Below are 18,644 nucleotides of genomic sequence, written 5' to 3' on the forward strand. Positions count from 1 at the left end.
GCCATGCTGCTCTGCAGCAGAAAATAGGTCTGAGTCAAGTGACTGTTTCTTTTCAATTTTTTACTTTGAAAGAATTGGCATGAAGATTGCTAAACAAATCTATAGCAGTCAATAACTACAAACACACAATGAGCAAATTAGACGTCTGGGTTTGTGAATGTCGCGGCAGTCAAAATGGCACGGCCGACGATTTTGCATCAGTGTTGCAGGCAGAGGGCTTGCACACTGCCCAGCAGGCTTGTCGCGGAGGCATGTCTGGTCTTCAGGCGTCTATTGCCAATGCAGGCGCCAGCACCGCCTTGGTGGGATGCACCCAAGAGCGTGCCGTGTTTGAGGCTTTGCTCGACGTTGATCAGGCCTTTCAACCCATTCGTTTTGTGAATTTGCGCGGAGCCATGCGTGCTCAGCCCAATGTGAAGGGTGTTTCCGCTGCAGTCACAGCCGCATTGGCCTCCTACCATCAGAATTTCACGGCAGATGCAGTGCCGCCCGTGTTGTTTCAAACCTCCGGGAGGGTTGCGGTGTTGGGTGACAACGCAGACATGCTCGAATACTCGGCCATGCTTGCGCAAAACCTGTCTGTTGATTTTTTCATCGCAGATGCAGGCGGCACGCGCTTGCCTGCTGACCGTGCGCTGAACGTAATTTACGGGCGAGTTGAGAGCGCCACCGGCTACCTTGGCAAATTTGAGCTGGAGGTGGTGGCAACCAATCCGATCGACGCCGAACTTTGCACACGTTGCGGTGCTTGTGTCGAGGCTTGCCCGACCAGCAGCATAGACGCCGATGGCCTGTTTATTGACCTGGATCGCTGCGACAGAAGTGGCGCCTGCGTCAAGGCTTGCGGTGATTTCAAGGCCATTCGTTTCGGCGCCCTGAAAGAGGTTCAAAAGCGCGAATACGACATGGTGATTGACTGCACTGCGTCAGGACTTTTTCTGGACAGGCAGCCACCTCTTGGTTACTGGAAGGTGGAGGGCGGGCCGACTCAGATGACCCAGGTCATGCTGGAAGCGATTCAGACCGTGGGGGATTTTGAAAAGCCCAAGTTTTTCGAATACAGGCCCAATCTTTGCGCGCACGATCGTTCAGGTCAATCCGGATGTTCTGCTTGTATTGACACTTGCAGCACCAAGGCCATTCGCTCCATTGGCGAGAAAATTGCTGTAACCCCTCATCTGTGCCTGGGTTGCGGCGCATGTGCAACAGTCTGTCCGACGGGTGCTCTTCAATATGCCTACACGCCCGCGGTCGCCATGGGTGAAGCATTGCGACGGGCGCTTGAAACCTATCGCCAGCATGCTGACTTGCCAGTGGATCTTGTGTTTCATGCGTCGTCCTTGACGCATGACTGGCTGGAGAAAGTGAAAGCCAGTGATGATTTGGCGCAAAGCTGCCAGCATGCGGTGCTCCCTCTGGATGTGCATCACACGGCCAGCATCGGTCCTGACCTCTGGCTGACCGCTTTTGCCTTTGGCGCATCGCGCGTTACGCTCGTGATGACTCCCGAAGAGCATGGGTTCTACGGCGAGGCATTGAATAATCAAGTTCAGTGGGTTAATTCCGTGATGGTTGCCCTTGGCTATGAGGCCAGGGTGAGAGTGCTTGCACAAGCCGATGCGGCCGACATATACAGGCAGAAGCTTGGCGGATTCAAGAAGACTTGGCAGGCCGCAGCGTTTGAAATGTCAGGCACCAAACGCGGCCGAATGGAATTCGCCTTGGATCACCTTGCCGATCAATCCGGTACGGATGTGTCCTCCCCGATTCCCCTGGCTGCGCCTTCGCCTTTCGGCAAGGTGCTTGTAGACACGTCGAAGTGTACTTTGTGCATGTCATGCACCAGCGCATGCCCGGCCTCGGCTCTGATTGACAATCCTGAAACGCCCCAGCTTCGATTCATTGAACGCAACTGCGTGCAGTGCGGCCTTTGTGTAAACACATGCCCGGAAGATGCATTGACCCTGGTGCCCCAGTTACAGCTGGGTGCGGCTGCGCGCAGTCGTCAGGTATTGAATGAAAGTCAGCCTTATCACTGCACCTCTTGTGGCAAGCCCTTTGGCACCCGCCACATGATCGAAACCATGTTGACCAAGTTGTCTGCTCACAGCATGTTTGCGCAAAATGCCAAGCGACTCACCATGTGCGGGGACTGTCGGGTCAATGACATGTTCAGGGCAGAAGATGAAATGAAAATTGTGGAGAAAAAGTAATGACCTCCGTTCATCCCCGAGACAACAGCATCGCAGGTGAAGACTGGGCCAGGGCGGATTTCTACAGCCTTCTGGCGCAACTTTTTGCCGGACGTGTAGACGACAGTTTTCTGGCGCGTTTTCGTGAAATTGATCCTTCAAGCGTAGACCTTGCCAGCCCTTTGGGCTTTGAGTTTTCCGAATTGCTTCGTGCGGTCAAGCATGTTGATTCAGCGGCAATCAAGTCCGAATACGACGACAGTTTTATTGGCGTGGGCAGGCCCGAAATTTTTCTGTTTGGTTCTTACTACCAAACCGGTTTCCTCAATGAGAAGCCGTTGATCAAATTGCGCAACGACTTGGCCGCTTTGGGCTTGGAGCGCGATGAATCCATGGTTGAAACGGAAGACCATTTGGCCTTTCTTTGTGAAGTGATGCGGTATTTGATACTTGCCGACGATCCCCCGGTTGCCTTTTCTGTGCAGAGGGCGTTTTTTCACAACCACATTGCGGGTTGGTACGAAGAGGCCATGCAGGCCATAGAGCATGGCGGAAAAACAGATTTTTACAAGGTTGTTGGCCGTTTGGCCAAAGTGTTTTTTGATGTGGAAACTCAGTCTTTTGACTTTGAACACGCAGTTTAATCGAGGTGACAATATGACGAACAAATCCAAGATGAATGACAAGTCAGTGGCTTCTCGGCGTCAGTTCCTGCTGGGAGCCGGCGTGGGTGCCGCTGCCGCTGGTGCTGCGCTATTGGCCAGCCAGAAGGCGCAGACAGTCGAAAAGGTGGCGCAAGCCGAACCTTCAGCCACACCGGTTAAAGGGGACGGTTATCAGCTGTCAGACCACGTCAAAACTTACTACCGAACCTTGCTGGTTTAATTGCAGGAGACTGGAATGTTGAAGAAGAAAGAGTCCAACTTGCAAGTTCAGGCAGCACCAACAGCCCGCATGAATTTGTTGCATAAACTGGGCAGCGCCATGGGTACCATGGACCGCCGTGCCTTTTTGAAGAAATCCGGTATCGGCGTTGGCGCTGGTGCAGTCGCCGGCGCGTTGCCCTTCGGCATGGTCAAAAAGGCCAGCGCCGAGGCCAAGGCCACCAACGGTGGAAAGATTGAAGTCAAACGCACCGTGTGTACTCATTGTTCAGTGGGTTGCGCAGTGGATGCGGTCGTCGAAAACGGTGTTTGGGTACGTCAAAACCCCGTGTTCGACAGCCCCATCAACATGGGTTCGCATTGCGCCAAGGGCGCGGCCCTGCGTGAGCACGGTCACGGTGAGCACCGCTTGAAGTACCCCATGAAATTGGTGAATGGCAAGTACACCAAAATCACTTGGGATGAGGCACTGGATGCCATCAGCAAGAAAATGCTGGCTTTGCGCGAAAAGAGCGGACCTGACTCCATCTTCTTCGTAGGCTCATCCAAGCACAACAACGAGCAAAGCTATCTGATGCGCAAGTGGGTTTCCCTGTGGGGCACCAACAACTGCGACCACCAGGCCCGAATTTGCCACTCCACCACAGTGGCGGGTGTGGCCAACACTTGGGGTTATGGCGCCATGACCAACTCCTACAACGACATGCAGAACACCAAGTGCGCGTTGTACATTGGTTCTAACGCTGCCGAGGCGCATCCAGTCTCTATGCTGCACATGCTGCACGCCAAGGAAACTGGCGCAAAAATGATTGTGGTCGACCCTCGATTCACACGCACGGCGGCCCGTGCTGACAAGCACATCCGCATTCGTTCAGGTTCAGACATTCCTTTCCTGTTCGGAGTGCTTTACCACATCTTCAAGAACGGCTGGGAAGACACCAAGTACATCAATGACCGGGTTTATGGCATGGACCAGGTCAAGGCCGATGTACTTGCCAAGTGGACTCCCGACAAAGTGGAAGAGGCTTGCGGCGTATCCGAGGCCGATGTTTATTATGTGGCCGAGACCATGTCCAAAAACCGCCCAAGCACTCTGGTGTGGTGCATGGGCCAAACCCAGCATACCATCGGTAACGCCATGGTTCGTGCTTCTTGTATTCTGCAACTGGCCTTAGGTAACGTAGGTGTATCAGGCGGTGGCACCAATATTTTCCGCGGTCACGACAACGTACAGGGTGCCACCGACGTAGGACCCAACCCAGATTCATTGCCAGGCTATTACGGCATTGCTGAAGGTTCATGGAAGCACTGGTGCAGCGTTTGGGGTCTTGATTATGAATACGTCAAGGGCCGCTACGCCGAAGACATGATGAGCAAGAGCGGGATGACCGTTTCCCGCTGGGTAGATGGTGTATTGGAGAATCCTGAACTGATCGATCAGAAGGCCGGCAATTTGAAGGGCCTGTTCTTCTGGGGCCACGCACCGAACTCTCAGACTCGTGGTCTGGACATGAAGCGTGCCATGGACAAGCTCGATCTGTTGGTCGTGATTGATCCTTATCCCTCTGCAACAGCCGCCATGGCTGCCATGCCTGGCGACCCCGCTGATTTGAATCCGAACCGGGAAGTGTATCTGCTGCCTTCTACCACGCAGTTTGAAACACATGGTTCAGTAACCGCCTCCAACCGATCCATGCAGTGGCGCGAGCAGGTGATCGAGCCTTTGTTCGATAGCCGCACTGACCACATGATTATGTATCAGTTTGCACAGAAGCTAGGTTTCGCAAACGAACTTGTCAAGAACTACAAGATGGTCGATGGCAAAGGCGGAATGAAAGAGCCTGAAATCGAATCTATTCTTCAAGAAATTAACCGTGGCACCTGGACGATCGGTATGAGCGGCCAGAGCCCGGAACGTTTGAAAATGCACATGAAAAATATGCACACCTTCAATGTGCGCAGTCTGCGTGCCGAGGGTGGTCCATGTGATGGCGATTATTTCGGATTGCCTTGGCCTTGCTATGGCACACCCGAGCTGAAGCACCCTGGCTCTCCAGTGCTTTACAACACTTCATTGAATGTCATGGATGGTGGCGGTAATTTCCGCGCCAACTTCGGCGTTGAAAAAGATGGTGTTTCGCTGTTGGCAGCAGATGGCTCTTACTCCAAGGGTGCTGAAATCACAACGGGCTATCCAGAGTTTACGTCTGACATGCTCAAAAAATTGGGCTGGTGGGACGATCTTACAGAGGATGAGAAGAAGCTTGCAGATGGCAAAAACTGGAAAACCGATCTGTCGGGCGGTATTCAGCGTGTGGCGATGAAACATGGCTGTCATCCATTTGGTAACGCGCGCGCACGTGCCGTGGTCTGGAACTTCCCTGATCCGGTTCCACAACACCGTGAGCCGCTGTATTCGACACGTCCTGACCTTGTGGCCAAGTATCCAACGCACGACGACAAGAAGAACTTCTGGCGCCTGCCGACGCTGTACAAATCCATCCAGGAGAAAAATGCGGACATCAACAAGAGTTTCCCGTTGATCATGACTTCTGGTCGCTTGGTGGAATACGAAGGTGGTGGCGAGGAAACTCGCTCCAACCCATGGCTGGCAGAATTGCAACAGGAAATGTTTGTTGAAATTCACCCCAAGGTGGCCAACGACCGTGGCATTGCAAACGGCGACAAAGTGCACGTCAAAACACCGACTGGCGCGAAATTGCTGGTGCAGGCGCACGTCACTCGCAGCGTGGATGAGCACACTGTGTTCTTGCCGTTCCACTTCTCGGGTCACTGGCAAGGCAAAGACATGCTGGCCTACTACCCAGAGGGTGCGCATCCAATCGTGCGTGGTGAGGCGGTCAACACCGCAACCACCTATGGTTACGACGCCGTCACCATGATGCAGGAAACCAAGACGACTGTTTGTCAGATCGAGAAGGCCGTTTAAGGCGCTAAGGTACAAAGGAGAAAAAAATGGCACGAATGAAGTTTCTAAGTGATGCCGAGCGCTGTATCGAGTGCAACGGCTGCGTCACTGCCTGTAAAAACGAGCATGAAATCCCATGGGGCATCAATCGCCGCCGCGTTGTCACGATCAATGACGGTGAGCCAGGCGAGAAGTCAATCTCTGTGGCGTGCATGCACTGTTCAGACGCACCTTGCATGGCAGTGTGCCCGGTTAATTGCTTCTACAAAACCGATGAAGGCGTTGTGCTGCATGACAAAGACCTGTGCATCGGTTGCGGATATTGCTTCTACGCTTGTCCGTTTGGCGCGCCCCAGTTCCCGCAAGAAGGTCAGTTTGGTCAGCGCGGAAAGATGGACAAGTGCACTTTCTGTTCAGGTGGCCCAGAGGAAAACAACTCTGAAGCCGAGTTTGAAAAATATGGCCGCAACCGCCTTGCAGAGGGCAAGCTGCCACTGTGCGCAGAAATGTGTTCGACCAAGGCTTTGTTGGCTGGCGATGCCGATGTCATTTCTGACATTTTCCGCAACCGCGTGCTGATTCGCGGCAAAGGTGCTGAACTGTGGGGCTGGAATTCTGCCTACGGTAAGCCCGAGAAGAAAGAAGGAGCCGCGTCATGAAAGTCACCAACACAATGGTAGTGGCACTTTCTGTCGGCCTTTTGGCTTTGACCGCAGGATGTTCCAAGCTGGAACAAGCCAACGGTGGCAAAGGCTACGCAGGCAAGGCTGATACACCGGCCTACTCAGGCAACGGTGGCAAGTTTTCTGCCAATGACTTTACGCCTGGCGACAAAACCAGCTGGCAGGAAGCCTTGACCAATCGCTCCAAGGGGCAAAATGAGTACAACCGTACACCACCCAGGGATACGGTCAGCAACAACAAATAGGAGGTTTGGATGACTACAGTCTCAATGCCTCTAAAGGCTGCAGCGCCCCTAACCGGGGCGGTGTTCAAGTGGTTGGCCATCGTGATGTTTGCAATGTTAGCAGTGTTGTTTTCAGGCGTTTCGCACGCCGATCAAACAGCGCTGTCCAAAGAGCAGGCCGCACGTCAGGCTGAGCAACCGGGCAACAATGCGCCAGTGTGGCGTGCTGCGTCCTCGGGTGAAAGCTTTGTGACCCAGGCCAAAGGTCGTGAAACCGGTGTGCTCATCAACAAAAGCGGCGAGGTCTGGCGCGAAATTCGCAACGATCGAATCATTCAATACGGTGGTTGGCTGGTTTCCCTCGCCTTCCTGGCCATTATGGCTGTGTACCTGTTGAAAGGTCCGATCAAATTGCCTGAAAAGCGCACTGGCCGTCTGATTGAACGCTTCACTTCAGCCGAGCGACTTGCTCACTGGACCATGGCATTCAGTTTTGTTGCACTGGGCACCACAGGTCTTTTGCTGATGTTTGGCAAGTACGTGGTTGCGCCCGTGTTGGGTCTGACTGCTTTTTCCTGGATCGCCATTCTGTGTAAAAACGTCCACAACTTTGTAGGGCCTTTGTTTTCAGTCAGTATCATCGTCTTCTTTGTGATGTACGTGAAAGACAATCTGCCCGAGAAAAACGACATGCTGTGGCTGAAAAAAGCCGGTGGTCTGTTTGGACATGTGCCAGCTGGCCGCTTCAACATGGGCGAAAAGGTGTGGTTTTGGGGCGGTGTGACCGCACTGGGAATTGCAGTCTCGGTCACAGGCTACATTCTGGACTTTCCCAACTTTGACCAGGTACGGTTAACCATGCAACAGGCCCACGTCGTACACGCCACCGCTGCAATCGTCTTTATCAGCATGGCGCTGGGCCACATCTACATCGGCTCCATTGGCATGGAAGGTGCTTTGGAAGCCATGCGTGATGGTTACGTGGACGAAACCTGGGCGAAAGCACACCACGAAGATTGGTACAACGACATCAAGGCAGGCAAAGTACCGGCGGTCCGTTCCAAGCAAGGTGCTGAGGTCATGGGCTCTCAGGTTCTAAGCTGACCCATAAATTGTAGTGCTCTTGACAAGCCGTTCTTCTTGAACGGCTTTTTTTTCAATGATATAGTTAGATATCTAATCAAATGACGTCTATCTATCATGAACGACACTCAAGACCGGTTTGCACTGGCGCTACACAATTGTGCGCGAAGCTGGCGCAATGCGCTGGATCGTCGCCTGAAGTCCCTTGGTTTGAGCCAGGCTGCCTGGATGACCATCGCCATGGTGGCCAGAAATCGCGAACCCCTGTCTCAAATCGATTTGGCCAATAAATTGGGCGTGGAGGGGGCCACCATGGTTTCCATGCTGGATCGACTGGTCAAAGCTGAGCTTATAGAACGTCAGCCCTGTGAAAGTGATCGACGGGTCAAGCGGATTGCACTGACCGACAAGGGCCATGATATCCACCGTGAATTGCGCAAACGGGCAGACAGCTTTCGAGCCGAAATTTTGGTGGGTCTGGATCAACAGCAATTGCAGGCGATGTCTGCCTTGCTAGAGGGTTTAACCGAACGAATCGACAATTCAAGATCTGAATAGGCGGCACCAGCATGGACAGAAGGGGGCCGTTGAACCGGCAAATGATCAGCATTTCCATCATGCTGGCCACGATCATGCAAACGCTGGACACCACCATTGCCAACGTGGCCTTGCCGCACATGCAAGGCAGTCTGTCGGCTTCTCAGGATCAAATTGCCTGGGTTTTGACGTCCTACATCGTTGCCGCGGCCATTGCCACGCCGCTGACTGGCTGGTTGTGCGCGCGTTTCGGTCAGAAGGAGGTTTTTCTCGTCTCTGTGGCTGGGTTCACTGTGGCCTCGGTTCTCTGCGGCATCTCCGATTCACTGGTCACCATGGTGCTTGCTCGGCTGTTGCAAGGCGTATTTGGCGCCAGTCTGGTTCCGCTTTCCCAGGCCGTGCTTCTTGAGATCAACCCCCGTGAGAAGCAGGGCAGTGCCATGGCCGTGTGGGGCATGGGGGTCATGGTTGGACCCATATTAGGCCCGACATTGGGCGGTTGGCTCACCGACAGTTACAACTGGCGTTGGGTGTTTTTCATCAATGTGCCTGTGGGTTTGATGGCCTTTTATGGCATTTGGCGCTTTATTGACCGATTGCCGGGCAAAAAAGGCAATGGATTTGACTGGTATGGCTTTACCAGCCTGAGCCTGGCGATCGGCGCTTTGCAGATGTTGCTTGATCGTGGTGAGCAAAACGACTGGTTTGGCTCACTTGAAACCTGGATTGAGCTCACCCTGATGATTTTAGGCTTCGGCTGTTTTGTCATACACAGTTGGTACACCGACCCCGACCAGGCCTTTCTTGATCTTCGCCTGTTGAAAAACAGAAACTACATCAGTGGCCTGTTTTTTATTTTTATCGTGGGTCTGGTTCTGTTCGCCGTGCGGGCCATTACCCCGACCCTGCTGCAAAACCTGCTGGGTTACCCTGCGTTGATGGCAGGTTGGGTGACTGCACCCACTGGGCTAGGCACCATGTTTGCGATGTTGGTGGTGGGCAGGCTGGTGGGCCGGGTCGAGTTGCGTCTTCTCTTGTCGATCGGGTTCTCTTTGACTGTGTTTTCGTTGTGGCAAATGAGTGGCTACAACCTGGACATCGAACCCAGCGACATTGTGTGGCCTGGGGTCATTCAAGGCGTTGGCATTGGTTTGGTGTTTGTCCCTTTGAGTGCTGCAACATTTGCAACCCTTGATTCCGGAATGCGTGCACAGGGAACAGCGCTGTACAGTCTGGTCAGAAACATCGGCAGTAGCATCGGCATCTCGATCGTTCAAACCCTGCTGGTTCGAAACACGCAAGTAGCCCATTCGTCCCTGGCAGAACATATTTCAAGCACCAATCCTGCGTTGCAAAGCCCTAGCCTGATTGAGCAGTTGCATCTTCACACCCAAGCAGGCTTTATGCAGCTCAATCAAATCGTGACTCGTCAGGCGGCAATGATTGCGTATGTCGATGATTTCTGGCTCATGATGGTACTCACCCTGATGGCCATGCCCTTGTTGGTCTTGATGAAACAACCGACTCATCCACCCTCCAAAACAGAGAGTGCAGAGGCGATGGTGATGGATTAGTCAAAGCCAATTAAAAAAGGACCCTTGTGGGGTCCTTTTTTTACAGACAGTGCAATGCCTTCGAGTTAGTTGGCAGACTGGCGATATTCAGGTTTGGTTTCAACCAGCACCAGGTTCTCGCTGTCGATCTTGATGGCGGGCTTGCGAAGGCGCGGCGTGCGCTCTTGCTTTGGCTCGGCAGCAAGTCGGCTTTGAACAACAGACCACTTTTCACGATCTGTTTCAACCCAAAGCATGCCCGCTGCACTCACCACATCCAGCAAGTTAACCGCCGGTTCCACTGGCTTTGCCGGAGTCGCTTTCACTTCAGCAGCTTTGGCCTCTATGGCCACTGGTGCTTGGGTAAGCGCGGGTTCCGCGCTCAACTCGGTTGCTGAAGTGTCAATTGTTGCCACTTCGATGGCAGGCTCTGCCGCAGTCTCAACAACTTCAGGTGTGGATTGAACAACCGGGGCCACCTCGACCATTGCAGGCTCGACGGAGGCGATTGCTGGTGTCACCGGTACCTCAGCGGCTTCCTGGACGACTGCCTCATTGGACTCGGACGCGGCCTCGCCCTGAGATTCTGCCTGTTGCTCGGTGCCTTGATCATCCTGACCTGTGCGACCACCGCGACGGCGGCGGCGACGGCGACGTGGCTCGCCAGATTCGCCATCGGCGTTTGCGCGCTCTTCTGGGCCGTAAGAAACGGTTTCAGCAATCTTGTTGGCCAGTTCCTCTTCGGCTGATTCGACGTTGTCGGTTGATCCGGCCGTGTTTTGGTCAACGGCGGCGTTAATTGCACTTTCATCGCCTTGCATGCGACCACTTCCGCGACCGCCGCGCCTGCTTCTTCTGCGGCGGTTCTGCTGGCTGCGTTCTCCGGCTTCACCTTGGTCATCGGCGCCAGCCTGTGGCTGAATGCCCTCGGCCACGTTGATTTCAGTCACTTTTGACTCGGAGGACCGCTGTTGATCGCCTTGACGATTTCTGTCTCCGCGCTGAGGGCGTTGGTTGCGTCCGCCTTCGGACGATCCGCCGTCTGCAGCAGCAGACTGCCCAGTCGGTAAGGCTTCTTCGTCACGGTTGCGCTGGCCACCACGTCTGCGGTTGCGGTTTCTGTTGTTGCGATCAGCGTTGCGTTCACCCTGATTGGCGGAGGGCCTTGGCGAACTGACTACCGGTGCAGGCAGTGCTGCTGCGGCTGGTTTGCTGTCTCGTTTGAACCACGCCATGATTCGTTCGAACAGGGTGGGTTTGGCCTCCAGTGCAGGCGTAACCGGTGTTTCCTTGGGTTTGCGCTCTGTGTGGGCTGGGGCTGGTACAGCAGGGATGATTCCCTTGATCATGGCCTCTTGGCGCTTGCTTCCGGCCTCTTCGACCTTCTTGTCATAGTAAGAAGGCTCTTCTTTGGCGGTGACCAGATCAAAGCTTGAACGGGAATCTTCCAGACGATCGTCGTCGTGGCGAATGCGCGAAACCTCGTAATGCGGCGTTTCCAGGTGCTTGTTGGGCAGCAGCAGAATCGACACTTTCAGGCGCGCCTCCAGTTTGTAAATTTCAGAGCGCTTCTCGTTAAGCAAGAAGGTGGCCACGTCCACAGGCACTTGGGCATGCAGGGCAGCTGTGCCTTCTTTCATGGCTTCTTCTTGGAGAATACGAAGCACATGCAGGGCGGTGCTTTCGGTGTCACGAATGACGCCGGTGCCATTGCAACGTGGACAGGTGGTGTGTGAACCCTCGTTCAGGGCAGGGCGAATGCGCTGACGGCTCAGTTCCATCAAACCAAAACGGCTGATCTTGCCCATTTGCACGCGTGCACGGTCAAAATGCAAGGCGTCTTTAACGCGTTGCTCCACTTCTTTCTGATTGTTGGCCTTCTCCATGTCGATGAAGTCGATCACAATCAGGCCACCCAGGTCGCGCAGGCGTAGCTGACGTGCTACCTCGTCTGCGGCTTCCAGGTTGGTTTTCAGGGCTGTGTCTTCGATGTCTGCGCCTCGGGTGGATCGCGCAGAGTTCACGTCGATGGAGACCAAGGCTTCAGTGTGGTCAATCACGATTGCACCGCCCGAGGGCAGTGGCACCATCCGGCTGTAGGCCGTTTCGATTTGATGTTCGATCTGGAAGCGGGAGAACAGCGGGATGTCATCGCGATAGCGTTTGACCAGATGCATCATGTCGGGCATGACGTGCTGCATGAACTGTTTGGCCTGCTCATAGATATCATCCGTGTCGATCAGTACTTCACCGATGTCGGGGTGAAAGTAATCACGGATGGCGCGGATAACCAGACTGGATTCTTGATAGATCAGGAACGCACCGTTGGCCGACTTTCCGGCGCCGTCAATGGCATTCCACAGTTGGAGCAGGTAATTCAAGTCCCACTGCAACTCTTCGACAGAACGGCCAATACCGGCTGTTCGGGCGATGATGGACATACCCTTGGGGTATTCCAGTTTGTCCAGGGCTTCACGTAGTTCTTGACGCTCTTCGCCTTCGATTCGGCGTGAAACACCGCCGCCGCGAGGATTGTTCGGCATCAGAACCAAATAGCGGCCGGCAAGCGAGATAAACGTGGTCAGGGCTGCGCCCTTGTTGCCACGTTCTTCTTTTTCGACTTGCACCAGCAATTCCTGGCCTTCCGTGATGGCTTCCTGGATTTTTGCCCGACTGACATCGCTGCCGTCTTTGAAATACTGTCGTGAAATTTCCTTGAAAGGCAGAAAACCGTGACGGTCTTCGCCGTAGTTGACGAAACAAGCCTCAAGACTGGGCTCTACACGGGTGATAACCCCTTTGTAGATGTTGCTTTTGCGTTGTTCACGCCCGGCGGTTTCAATGTCGATGTCGATCAGGCGTTGGCCGTCGACGATGGCAACCCGCAGCTCTTCAGCGTGGGTTGCGTTAAATAACATGCGCTTCATGCACACTCCAAAGCACCAGTGGTGCGAAAAGGAGATGCCGGAAAAGTGGAATGCAGCAGAAAGACTGATTGCAGGAGGGCCAAGCGGTCAGGCGACGGTAAGCGCCTGAGAAATCACCAAAACAATTTGTAAAAACAATAACATTGGTTTGACGCACACCGGATGGGGTGTTCGCGTGAATTTGCCTTCTCATAACCCAAAGCGGTGTGTTCTACTCGCTCTGGGGCAATAAATCTTTCAATTGCCAAGGCGGGCGTAAAGCCTCGCGCCTCTTTTCCGAACATCATCATCGCCATCCAGGGTTGGCGATAAACCCGTTTACAATAGGTTGTTGCGCTGAACTGTTTTACTCGTTTTTACAGCGATTGCAATCAACGCACTTGATTATATGCCGAACATCTTCAATTGGTAAAACAAAGAATTGAAAACACAGGAAAAACCCAATCCCGATCACGCAATAGTGCTTGAAATTGATGAAAACTCTCAAGATCAGCGTATCGACAACTTCCTGGTCAAGATTTGCAAAGGTGTGCCAAAGGCGCATTTGTTTAGAATCATCCGGTCCGGAGAGGTGCGGGTCAACAGCAAACGGGTGGAGGCCAAGCACAAACTCGGAGTGGGCGACAAAGTTCGAATTCCACCAATTAAAACATTGGTAGATCAAACACCTGAAGGAAACACTTCGGGTAATGTCCAGAATTTGGACAGATTGGCTCGTTCGGCCGAGTCCATTCCGATCCTGTTTGAGGATGATCATTTGCTGGTGATCAACAAGCCCTCAGGCACAGCCGTTCACGGTGGCTCTGGCGTTTCCCTCGGCATTATTGAGCAAATGCGCGCACTTGCACGATTTAATTCAATCCAGTTAGAGCTGGTTCATCGGATAGACCGAGAAACCTCTGGTGTTTTGATCATTGCAAAAAAACGCAGCGCGCTCAGGGCCTTGCAAGCACAACTTCGAGAAAGATCCTGGAAAAAGTACTACCAGACGCTGGTGCTGGGGCGTTGGCCAAAATCGCTGAATCGCGTTGAGTTGTCTTTGACCAAGGTGCAGGGCGGTGAGAATGAAAAAAAGGTGTTTGTTGATCCCGGTGGAGACAAAGCAATCACTTTATTCAAGCCGATTCAATGCTTTAGCTCTTTTAACTCAGATTTTACCTTGTTGCAGGCACAAATTTTGACTGGCAGAACCCACCAGATTCGTGTGCACACCAGTGCAAGTGGTTTTCCGATTGCGGGTGACGATCGATACGGCGATTTTGCGACGAACAAATATCTTGTCAAATTCGGGTTGAAGCGCATGTTTTTGCACGCCGCGCGGATCCAGCTGGTGCATCCGGCCACGAACGAAACTATAGTGCTGGAGGCTCCGCTTGCGCCGGAGCTCGAAAAATTTATTCAGTCTTTGGACAGGGCAGATTCAAAATGAAGTACAAAATGGTTGTGTTTGACTGGGATGGCACCATTCTGGATTCCACGGGGGCAATCACACGGGCCATACAACGCTCTTGCGTCGATGTGGGGCTACCCGATCCCGGGCCTGAAATTGCGTCCTACGTCATTGGTTTGGGTTTGAGTGATGCCCTCAGGCATGCTGCACCCGGTGCCACCGACGCCCAAATTAAAGGTTTGGTCGAGGGTTATCGTCGCCATTACCTGGCAACCGACCACGAATTGCAGATTTTTGATGGGGTGGTTCCCTTATTACAGGCCTTGAACGAGCGGGGTGTTTTGTGCACGGTCGCCACCGGCAAAAGCAGGCAAGGTCTGAACCGTGCCATGGCGCAATCGGGCACTGGTCGGTATTTTTCAGCGTCCCGTTGCGCCGACGAATGCTTCAGCAAGCCACACCCTCAAATGTTGCATGAACTGATGGCCGAATTCGCCCTTGAACCCGAAGACCTCGTGATGATTGGCGATACAACGCACGATCTTCAGATGGCTCAGTCCGCCGGTGTACACTCGGTCGCGGTTCAGTCTGGCGCCCACACGCCAGCCTTGTTGGCCACCGTGCCGCATTTGATTGCTTTTCCGTCTATTAACGAAGCAGCCCCCTGGTTAATTAACAACGTCAGAAAATTTGAACAGTGACAGAAATGAGTGAAATTAAGGTTTGCAACTCGGAAGATTTGCAGGAAGGCGGAATGGCCTATCGATTCAATGTACTCTACAACGGGGAGTCCACCAGCGCGTTTGTTGTGCGGGTGGACAACGAAGTGCGTAGCTTCTTGAATCGTTGTTCGCATGTGCCAGTCGAGATGGACTGGAATTATGGCGAGTTTCTGGATGACTCGGGTCGAGTCATCGTGTGCGCAACCCACGGTGCGAATTACGACGCCACGGACGGGCAGTGTCTGGGTGGTCCTTGTGCCGGGTCCCCTTTGGTGCGTCTCCATGTTTCGGAGCGAGCCGGCGAAGTATTCTGGAAGCCTGCTGACCTTGTGACAGTGCCGCCAGAAGGCATTGAAGACTAGATTTAACAAAGGATTAGAAGTTCATGGACTCTAAAAAAGACGACAACTGGGAACGCAATCTGATTGAGAAGCTGGCTCAGTCCGCTTTGACCGAGCAGAAGCGCAAGCGACGTTGGGGAATATTCTTTAAATTGCTGGGCTTTGGCTACCTGGGCGTTATTTTGTATTCGTCGCTGATCGGGTTTAAGACAAGCCAGGCCATCGATGTGGGTCCGCATGTTGCCAGGGTCGAATTAACCGGTGAAATCGGTGCAAAAACACAGGCCAATGCTGATCAGATCAATGCCAGCCTTCGGGATGCATTTGAAGATTCAAACGCAGTGGGCGTGATTCTTGAAATCAACAGCCCGGGCGGCAGCCCGGTTCAAGCCGGTCAAATTAACGACGAGATCGGTCGTCTTCGTAAAAAGTATCCCAAGAAACAATTGATCGCTGTGGTGGATGACATTTGTGCGTCAGGCGCCTACTACGTTGCGGCGGCAGCCGACAAGATCTACGTCGATAAGGCAAGTCTGGTCGGTTCCATCGGTGTCATCATGAACGGTTTTGGATTTACCGACGCCATGCAAAAGCTCGGTATTGAGCGCCGAATGATTACTGCCGGCGAGAACAAAGGGTTTCTCGATCCATTCAGCAAGGAAGTGCCTTATCAGATCGAATTTGCCAAACAAATGGTTGCGCAAATTCATCAGCAATTCATTGATGTCGTGAAAAAGGGCAGGGGTGATCGACTCAAGTCTGACCCTGAGCTTTTTTCCGGACTGGTCTGGACGGGTGAAAAGAGCATTGAACTCGGCCTGGCTGACGCCACTGGCTCAGTGGGCAGTGTGGCCCGTGACGTATTTAAAACTGACAAGGTAGTTGATTACACCTATCAGGAATCATTCGCCGAACGGGTTGCCAAAACCGTGGGCGTCGAGTTCGGACGTGCGATTGGCTCCTCTTTCATGGCTGGTCTATTCCAAACCATGAACGACCAAACCGTGGTGCGTTAATTTTTTTGTGGCTTGCCTTGGGCGAGCCACAAAAACACGGTCGGCGTTTTGCCCAACTCAGGCTTGGTTTTTTTCCATTGGCCGACGGCTTTGGTGGTGATGCGCTGGCCTGCACCGGTCAGATCGGTGGCCACACACAAAGACGTGGATGGTTTCAGATTGTCTACAAGTGCGTCGAGAAACTTCTGGTTTCTGAACGGTGTTTCAATGGCGATTTGTGTGATGCCATTTTTCTCTGACAGGAATTCAAGTTGCTGTATTGCCTGTGTTCGAGCCACACCATCGACGGGCAGATATCCATGAAAGTGAAAGTTTTGACCGTTCAGACCGCTTCCCATTAGCCCCAGCAATATCGCGCTTGGTCCAACCAGGGGCATGACCGGGCATTCATGTTGATGGGCAAGTTCGATCAACTCGGCACCTGGGTCAGCAACCCCTGGGCAGCCTGCGTCGCTCATCAGGCCGATGGGTTCACCATTTAATCCTCTTTGAATCAGTTGTTGGCGGGCGGCATGATCAAGCTGTTTGAGTTCGTAAATTTCAAGATCCCGGACTGGAACCGGCATTTTAAAGATTTGCAGGGCCGCACGGGCCGGTTTTGCATTCTCGACAATCCAGATTTTGCACCCTTGAACTCTTGGAAGGTCTTCTGCCAATACTGACAAAGTGGGGGTTTCTTGGCTCAGTGGGCTTGGAATCAGGTAAAGCATGCTACTCCCGAGGGCAGACTGTGGGTTAGGGCAGGGCAATGCCTGATTTTCGCAGGGCGTCTGACAAAGCGATGAGGGGCAAACCGATCAGCGCGGTTGGGTCGTCCGATTGAATGGATTTCAGCAACGCAATTCCCAGGCCTTCACTTTTTGCAGATCCCGCACAGTCGTAGGGTTGTTCAGCGAGCAGATATCGTTCTATTTCCGCCGGATTCAATTCCCGAAATTCAACTGTGGTGGGAATACAAAACTCGATCTGTGTGCCCGTCTCAAGGCAGCTGACACACACGGCCGTGTGAAACACGATCTTCTGGCCGCTCATTTCGTGCAATTGCTGCGTGGCCTTGTCGTGGGTGCCGGGTTTGCTGATGGCCTTTCCGTTGACGTCTGCCACCTGATCTGACCCGATCACGACAGCGGCTGGGTTTTCTCGGGCAATCACGCCAGCCTTTTCACGAGCAAGCCGAATGCAGTTTTGAAGAGGGGTTTCATTGGGAAGTACGGATTCGTCGATTTCCGGAGAAAAACAGTTGAACGGGATCCGCAGCCTTTCCAGTAATTCACGGCGATATTTTGAGCTGGAGGCCAGTATTACTTGTCTGGTCATGTCTTTACAGAAAGTCATTAGGCGCGTATTATCGCGCGTTTCGTGCTTTGATATAAACGCATGTCTCGTAAAGTGTCACAAAAAGAAGTAGTTGAATTTGACGCTTGGGCTTTTTGCCGTGCAGGCGGTACAATATCGGGCTATCATGACGACCTTGATTTTCCTCGCCTGAAAAATGACCCGGAAATTACCGGTTTCAAAGTAATCGAGTGGCAAGTCAAAGGCTATTTAAACCGTCAGGGCGAGAGTGTTATTCACCTTGCTGGCGAGTTTGAAGCCGGTTTTCATTGCGTGGTTTGCGACGAGGTGGTCGTGCAGCGCATTGTGTTTGATCGCAAGTTGATTCTTGCCAAATCTGAGCAGCAAGCGGATGAGAAAGACCAGGAAATCGACGATGAAGACGTCGATTATGTGGCTTGTTCTGGTGTGGTCAATTTGAGAGACTGGCTGGAAGACGAGTTGTTGCTGGTTTGTCCGATGTTTCCCAAACACGACACATGCAGTAGCGAAGAACATGAGCAGTCTGGCTTGAGCGAAGTGAATGTCGAGCCAGGGGTGCAAAATGACGATGAGCCACCCAAGAAGGTTCATCGCCCCTTTGCCGATCTTGGGCAGTTGCTCAAAAAGGGCAAACAGTAATTTTATTTATGGAGCTTTAAAATGGCCGTTCAACAAAACAAAAAGTCACCTTCCAAGCGTGGCATGCACCGTTCACACCAAAATCTGACTGCGCCAACCTTGTCAGCCGATTCCGCCTCAGGTGAACTGCACCTGCGTCACCACATTAGCCCCAACGGCATGTACCGTGGCAAGAAAGTTGTCAAGACCAAATCCGAAGATTGATTG

General features: G+C 53.0%; 18 protein-coding genes. 15 read left to right on the forward strand and 3 right to left on the reverse strand.

Going from position 1 to position 18,644, the window contains the following annotated elements; translation table 11 throughout:
• The first annotated feature begins 128 nt into the window (after window positions 1-128).
• The 9 genes from QQJ87_RS04955 (at window position 129) to QQJ87_RS04995 (ending at window position 10,106) form a co-directional block, all read left to right on the forward strand.
• Window positions 129-2,213, forward strand: coding sequence for a 4Fe-4S binding protein (locus QQJ87_RS04955; protein WP_284280321.1), 2,085 nt, complete (start codon window positions 129-131; stop codon window positions 2,211-2,213).
• Window positions 2,213-2,836 (forward strand): TorD/DmsD family molecular chaperone, encoded by a 624-nt coding sequence (locus QQJ87_RS04960; RefSeq protein ID WP_284280322.1) that lies wholly within the window; start codon window positions 2,213-2,215, stop codon window positions 2,834-2,836. Before QQJ87_RS04955 ends, QQJ87_RS04960 begins: the two co-directional genes overlap by 1 nt.
• Before the next feature lie 13 nt (window positions 2,837-2,849).
• On the forward strand, window positions 2,850-3,077 hold the full coding sequence (locus QQJ87_RS04965; protein WP_284280323.1) for a twin-arginine translocation signal domain-containing protein: 228 nt from the start codon (window positions 2,850-2,852) through the stop codon (window positions 3,075-3,077).
• A 69-nt stretch (window positions 3,078-3,146) separates the two neighbouring features.
• Window positions 3,147-6,026: a formate dehydrogenase subunit alpha gene (locus tag QQJ87_RS04970; RefSeq protein ID WP_284280395.1), complete on the forward strand. Its 2,880-nt coding sequence runs from the start codon at window positions 3,147-3,149 to the stop codon at window positions 6,024-6,026.
• 26 nt (window positions 6,027-6,052) lie between these two features.
• A complete protein-coding gene (gene fdh3B / locus QQJ87_RS04975) occupies window positions 6,053-6,664 on the forward strand; it encodes a formate dehydrogenase FDH3 subunit beta (protein ID WP_284280324.1) in 612 nt (203 codons plus the stop codon).
• On the forward strand, window positions 6,661-6,933 hold the full coding sequence (locus QQJ87_RS04980) for a hypothetical protein (protein WP_284280325.1): 273 nt from the start codon (window positions 6,661-6,663) through the stop codon (window positions 6,931-6,933). The genes fdh3B and QQJ87_RS04980 overlap by 4 nt, the downstream gene beginning before the upstream one ends.
• Before the next feature lie 9 nt (window positions 6,934-6,942).
• On the forward strand, window positions 6,943-8,016 hold the full coding sequence (locus QQJ87_RS04985) for a formate dehydrogenase subunit gamma (protein ID WP_284280326.1): 1,074 nt from the start codon (window positions 6,943-6,945) through the stop codon (window positions 8,014-8,016).
• A gap of 96 nt (window positions 8,017-8,112) precedes the next feature.
• Window positions 8,113-8,553 carry a MarR family winged helix-turn-helix transcriptional regulator gene (locus QQJ87_RS04990; protein ID WP_284280327.1) on the forward strand — a complete coding sequence of 147 codons (441 nt, stop codon included), beginning with the start codon at window positions 8,113-8,115 and terminating at the stop codon, window positions 8,551-8,553.
• Window positions 8,554-8,564: 11 nt separating this feature from the next.
• Complete coding sequence (locus tag QQJ87_RS04995) at window positions 8,565-10,106, forward strand: MDR family MFS transporter (RefSeq protein ID WP_284280328.1); 1,542 nt, start codon at window positions 8,565-8,567, stop codon at window positions 10,104-10,106.
• A 65-nt stretch (window positions 10,107-10,171) separates the two neighbouring features.
• Here the strand turns inward: QQJ87_RS04995 and QQJ87_RS05000 are convergent, their stop codons facing one another.
• On the reverse strand, window positions 10,172-13,012 hold the full coding sequence (locus QQJ87_RS05000) for a ribonuclease E/G (RefSeq protein ID WP_284280329.1): 2,841 nt from the start codon (window positions 13,010-13,012) through the stop codon (window positions 10,172-10,174).
• A 421-nt stretch (window positions 13,013-13,433) separates the two neighbouring features.
• Between QQJ87_RS05000 and QQJ87_RS05005 the strand changes: the two genes are divergently transcribed.
• From QQJ87_RS05005 to QQJ87_RS05020, 4 genes are read left to right on the forward strand one after another with little or no spacing between them, the layout of a single operon-like run.
• Window positions 13,434-14,441 (forward strand): RluA family pseudouridine synthase, encoded by a 1,008-nt coding sequence (locus QQJ87_RS05005; protein ID WP_284280330.1) that lies wholly within the window; start codon window positions 13,434-13,436, stop codon window positions 14,439-14,441.
• Window positions 14,438-15,103 carry an HAD-IA family hydrolase gene (locus tag QQJ87_RS05010; RefSeq protein WP_284280331.1) on the forward strand — a complete coding sequence of 222 codons (666 nt, stop codon included), beginning with the start codon at window positions 14,438-14,440 and terminating at the stop codon, window positions 15,101-15,103. The genes QQJ87_RS05005 and QQJ87_RS05010 overlap by 4 nt, the downstream gene beginning before the upstream one ends.
• A 5-nt stretch (window positions 15,104-15,108) precedes the next feature.
• The gene (locus QQJ87_RS05015; RefSeq protein WP_284280332.1) at window positions 15,109-15,486 is read left to right on the forward strand and encodes a Rieske (2Fe-2S) protein; all 378 of its coding nucleotides are present in this window, start codon (window positions 15,109-15,111) and stop codon (window positions 15,484-15,486) included.
• Window positions 15,487-15,509: 23 nt separating this feature from the next.
• Window positions 15,510-16,481 (forward strand): S49 family peptidase, encoded by a 972-nt coding sequence (locus tag QQJ87_RS05020; protein WP_284280333.1) that lies wholly within the window; start codon window positions 15,510-15,512, stop codon window positions 16,479-16,481.
• Here QQJ87_RS05020 and QQJ87_RS05025 read toward each other — a convergent pair.
• A complete protein-coding gene (locus QQJ87_RS05025) occupies window positions 16,478-17,191 on the reverse strand; it encodes an SAM-dependent methyltransferase (RefSeq protein ID WP_284280334.1) in 714 nt (237 codons plus the stop codon). The genes QQJ87_RS05020 and QQJ87_RS05025 overlap by 4 nt on opposite strands.
• A gap of 25 nt (window positions 17,192-17,216) precedes the next feature.
• Entirely contained in the window at window positions 17,217-17,798 is a 582-nt protein-coding gene (locus QQJ87_RS05030; protein WP_284280335.1) for a Maf family nucleotide pyrophosphatase, read from the reverse strand.
• Between the two features lie 60 nt (window positions 17,799-17,858).
• Between QQJ87_RS05030 and QQJ87_RS05035 the strand changes: the two genes are divergently transcribed.
• Both QQJ87_RS05035 and rpmF read left to right on the forward strand, forming a co-directional pair.
• Entirely contained in the window at window positions 17,859-18,437 is a 579-nt protein-coding gene (locus QQJ87_RS05035; RefSeq protein ID WP_284280336.1) for a YceD family protein, read from the forward strand.
• A 21-nt stretch (window positions 18,438-18,458) separates the two neighbouring features.
• The gene (gene rpmF / locus QQJ87_RS05040; RefSeq protein ID WP_284280337.1) at window positions 18,459-18,641 is read left to right on the forward strand and encodes a 50S ribosomal protein L32; all 183 of its coding nucleotides are present in this window, start codon (window positions 18,459-18,461) and stop codon (window positions 18,639-18,641) included.
• Window positions 18,642-18,644 lie beyond the last annotated feature (3 nt).

The sequence above is a fragment of the Limnobacter litoralis genome, from assembly GCF_030160455.1.
Classification (GTDB): Bacteria; Pseudomonadota; Gammaproteobacteria; order Burkholderiales; family Burkholderiaceae_B; genus Limnobacter; species Limnobacter litoralis.

Excerpts from the sequence above, each read along its gene's own strand:
- QQJ87_RS04955 (WP_284280321.1), top strand. The coding sequence starts at position 129 with ATGAGCAAATTAGACGTCTGGGTTTGTGAATGTCGCGGCAGTCAAAAT.
- QQJ87_RS04960 (WP_284280322.1), top strand. The coding sequence starts at position 2,213 with ATGACCTCCGTTCATCCCCGAGACAACAGCATCGCAGGTGAAGACTGG.
- QQJ87_RS04965 (WP_284280323.1), top strand. The coding sequence starts at position 2,850 with ATGACGAACAAATCCAAGATGAATGACAAGTCAGTGGCTTCTCGGCGT.
- QQJ87_RS04970 (WP_284280395.1), top strand. The coding sequence starts at position 3,147 with ATGAATTTGTTGCATAAACTGGGCAGCGCCATGGGTACCATGGACCGC.
- fdh3B (WP_284280324.1), top strand. The coding sequence starts at position 6,053 with ATGGCACGAATGAAGTTTCTAAGTGATGCCGAGCGCTGTATCGAGTGC.
- QQJ87_RS04980 (WP_284280325.1), top strand. The coding sequence starts at position 6,661 with ATGAAAGTCACCAACACAATGGTAGTGGCACTTTCTGTCGGCCTTTTG.
- QQJ87_RS04985 (WP_284280326.1), top strand. The coding sequence starts at position 6,943 with ATGACTACAGTCTCAATGCCTCTAAAGGCTGCAGCGCCCCTAACCGGG.
- QQJ87_RS04990 (WP_284280327.1), top strand. The coding sequence starts at position 8,113 with ATGAACGACACTCAAGACCGGTTTGCACTGGCGCTACACAATTGTGCG.
- QQJ87_RS04995 (WP_284280328.1), top strand. The coding sequence starts at position 8,565 with ATGGACAGAAGGGGGCCGTTGAACCGGCAAATGATCAGCATTTCCATC.
- QQJ87_RS05000 (WP_284280329.1), bottom strand. The coding sequence starts at position 13,012 with ATGAAGCGCATGTTATTTAACGCAACCCACGCTGAAGAGCTGCGGGTT.
- QQJ87_RS05010 (WP_284280331.1), top strand. The coding sequence starts at position 14,438 with ATGAAGTACAAAATGGTTGTGTTTGACTGGGATGGCACCATTCTGGAT.
- QQJ87_RS05015 (WP_284280332.1), top strand. The coding sequence starts at position 15,109 with ATGAGTGAAATTAAGGTTTGCAACTCGGAAGATTTGCAGGAAGGCGGA.
- QQJ87_RS05020 (WP_284280333.1), top strand. The coding sequence starts at position 15,510 with ATGGACTCTAAAAAAGACGACAACTGGGAACGCAATCTGATTGAGAAG.
- QQJ87_RS05025 (WP_284280334.1), bottom strand. The coding sequence starts at position 17,191 with ATGCTTTACCTGATTCCAAGCCCACTGAGCCAAGAAACCCCCACTTTG.
- QQJ87_RS05030 (WP_284280335.1), bottom strand. The coding sequence starts at position 17,798 with ATGACCAGACAAGTAATACTGGCCTCCAGCTCAAAATATCGCCGTGAA.
- QQJ87_RS05035 (WP_284280336.1), top strand. The coding sequence starts at position 17,859 with ATGTCTCGTAAAGTGTCACAAAAAGAAGTAGTTGAATTTGACGCTTGG.
- rpmF (WP_284280337.1), top strand. The coding sequence starts at position 18,459 with ATGGCCGTTCAACAAAACAAAAAGTCACCTTCCAAGCGTGGCATGCAC.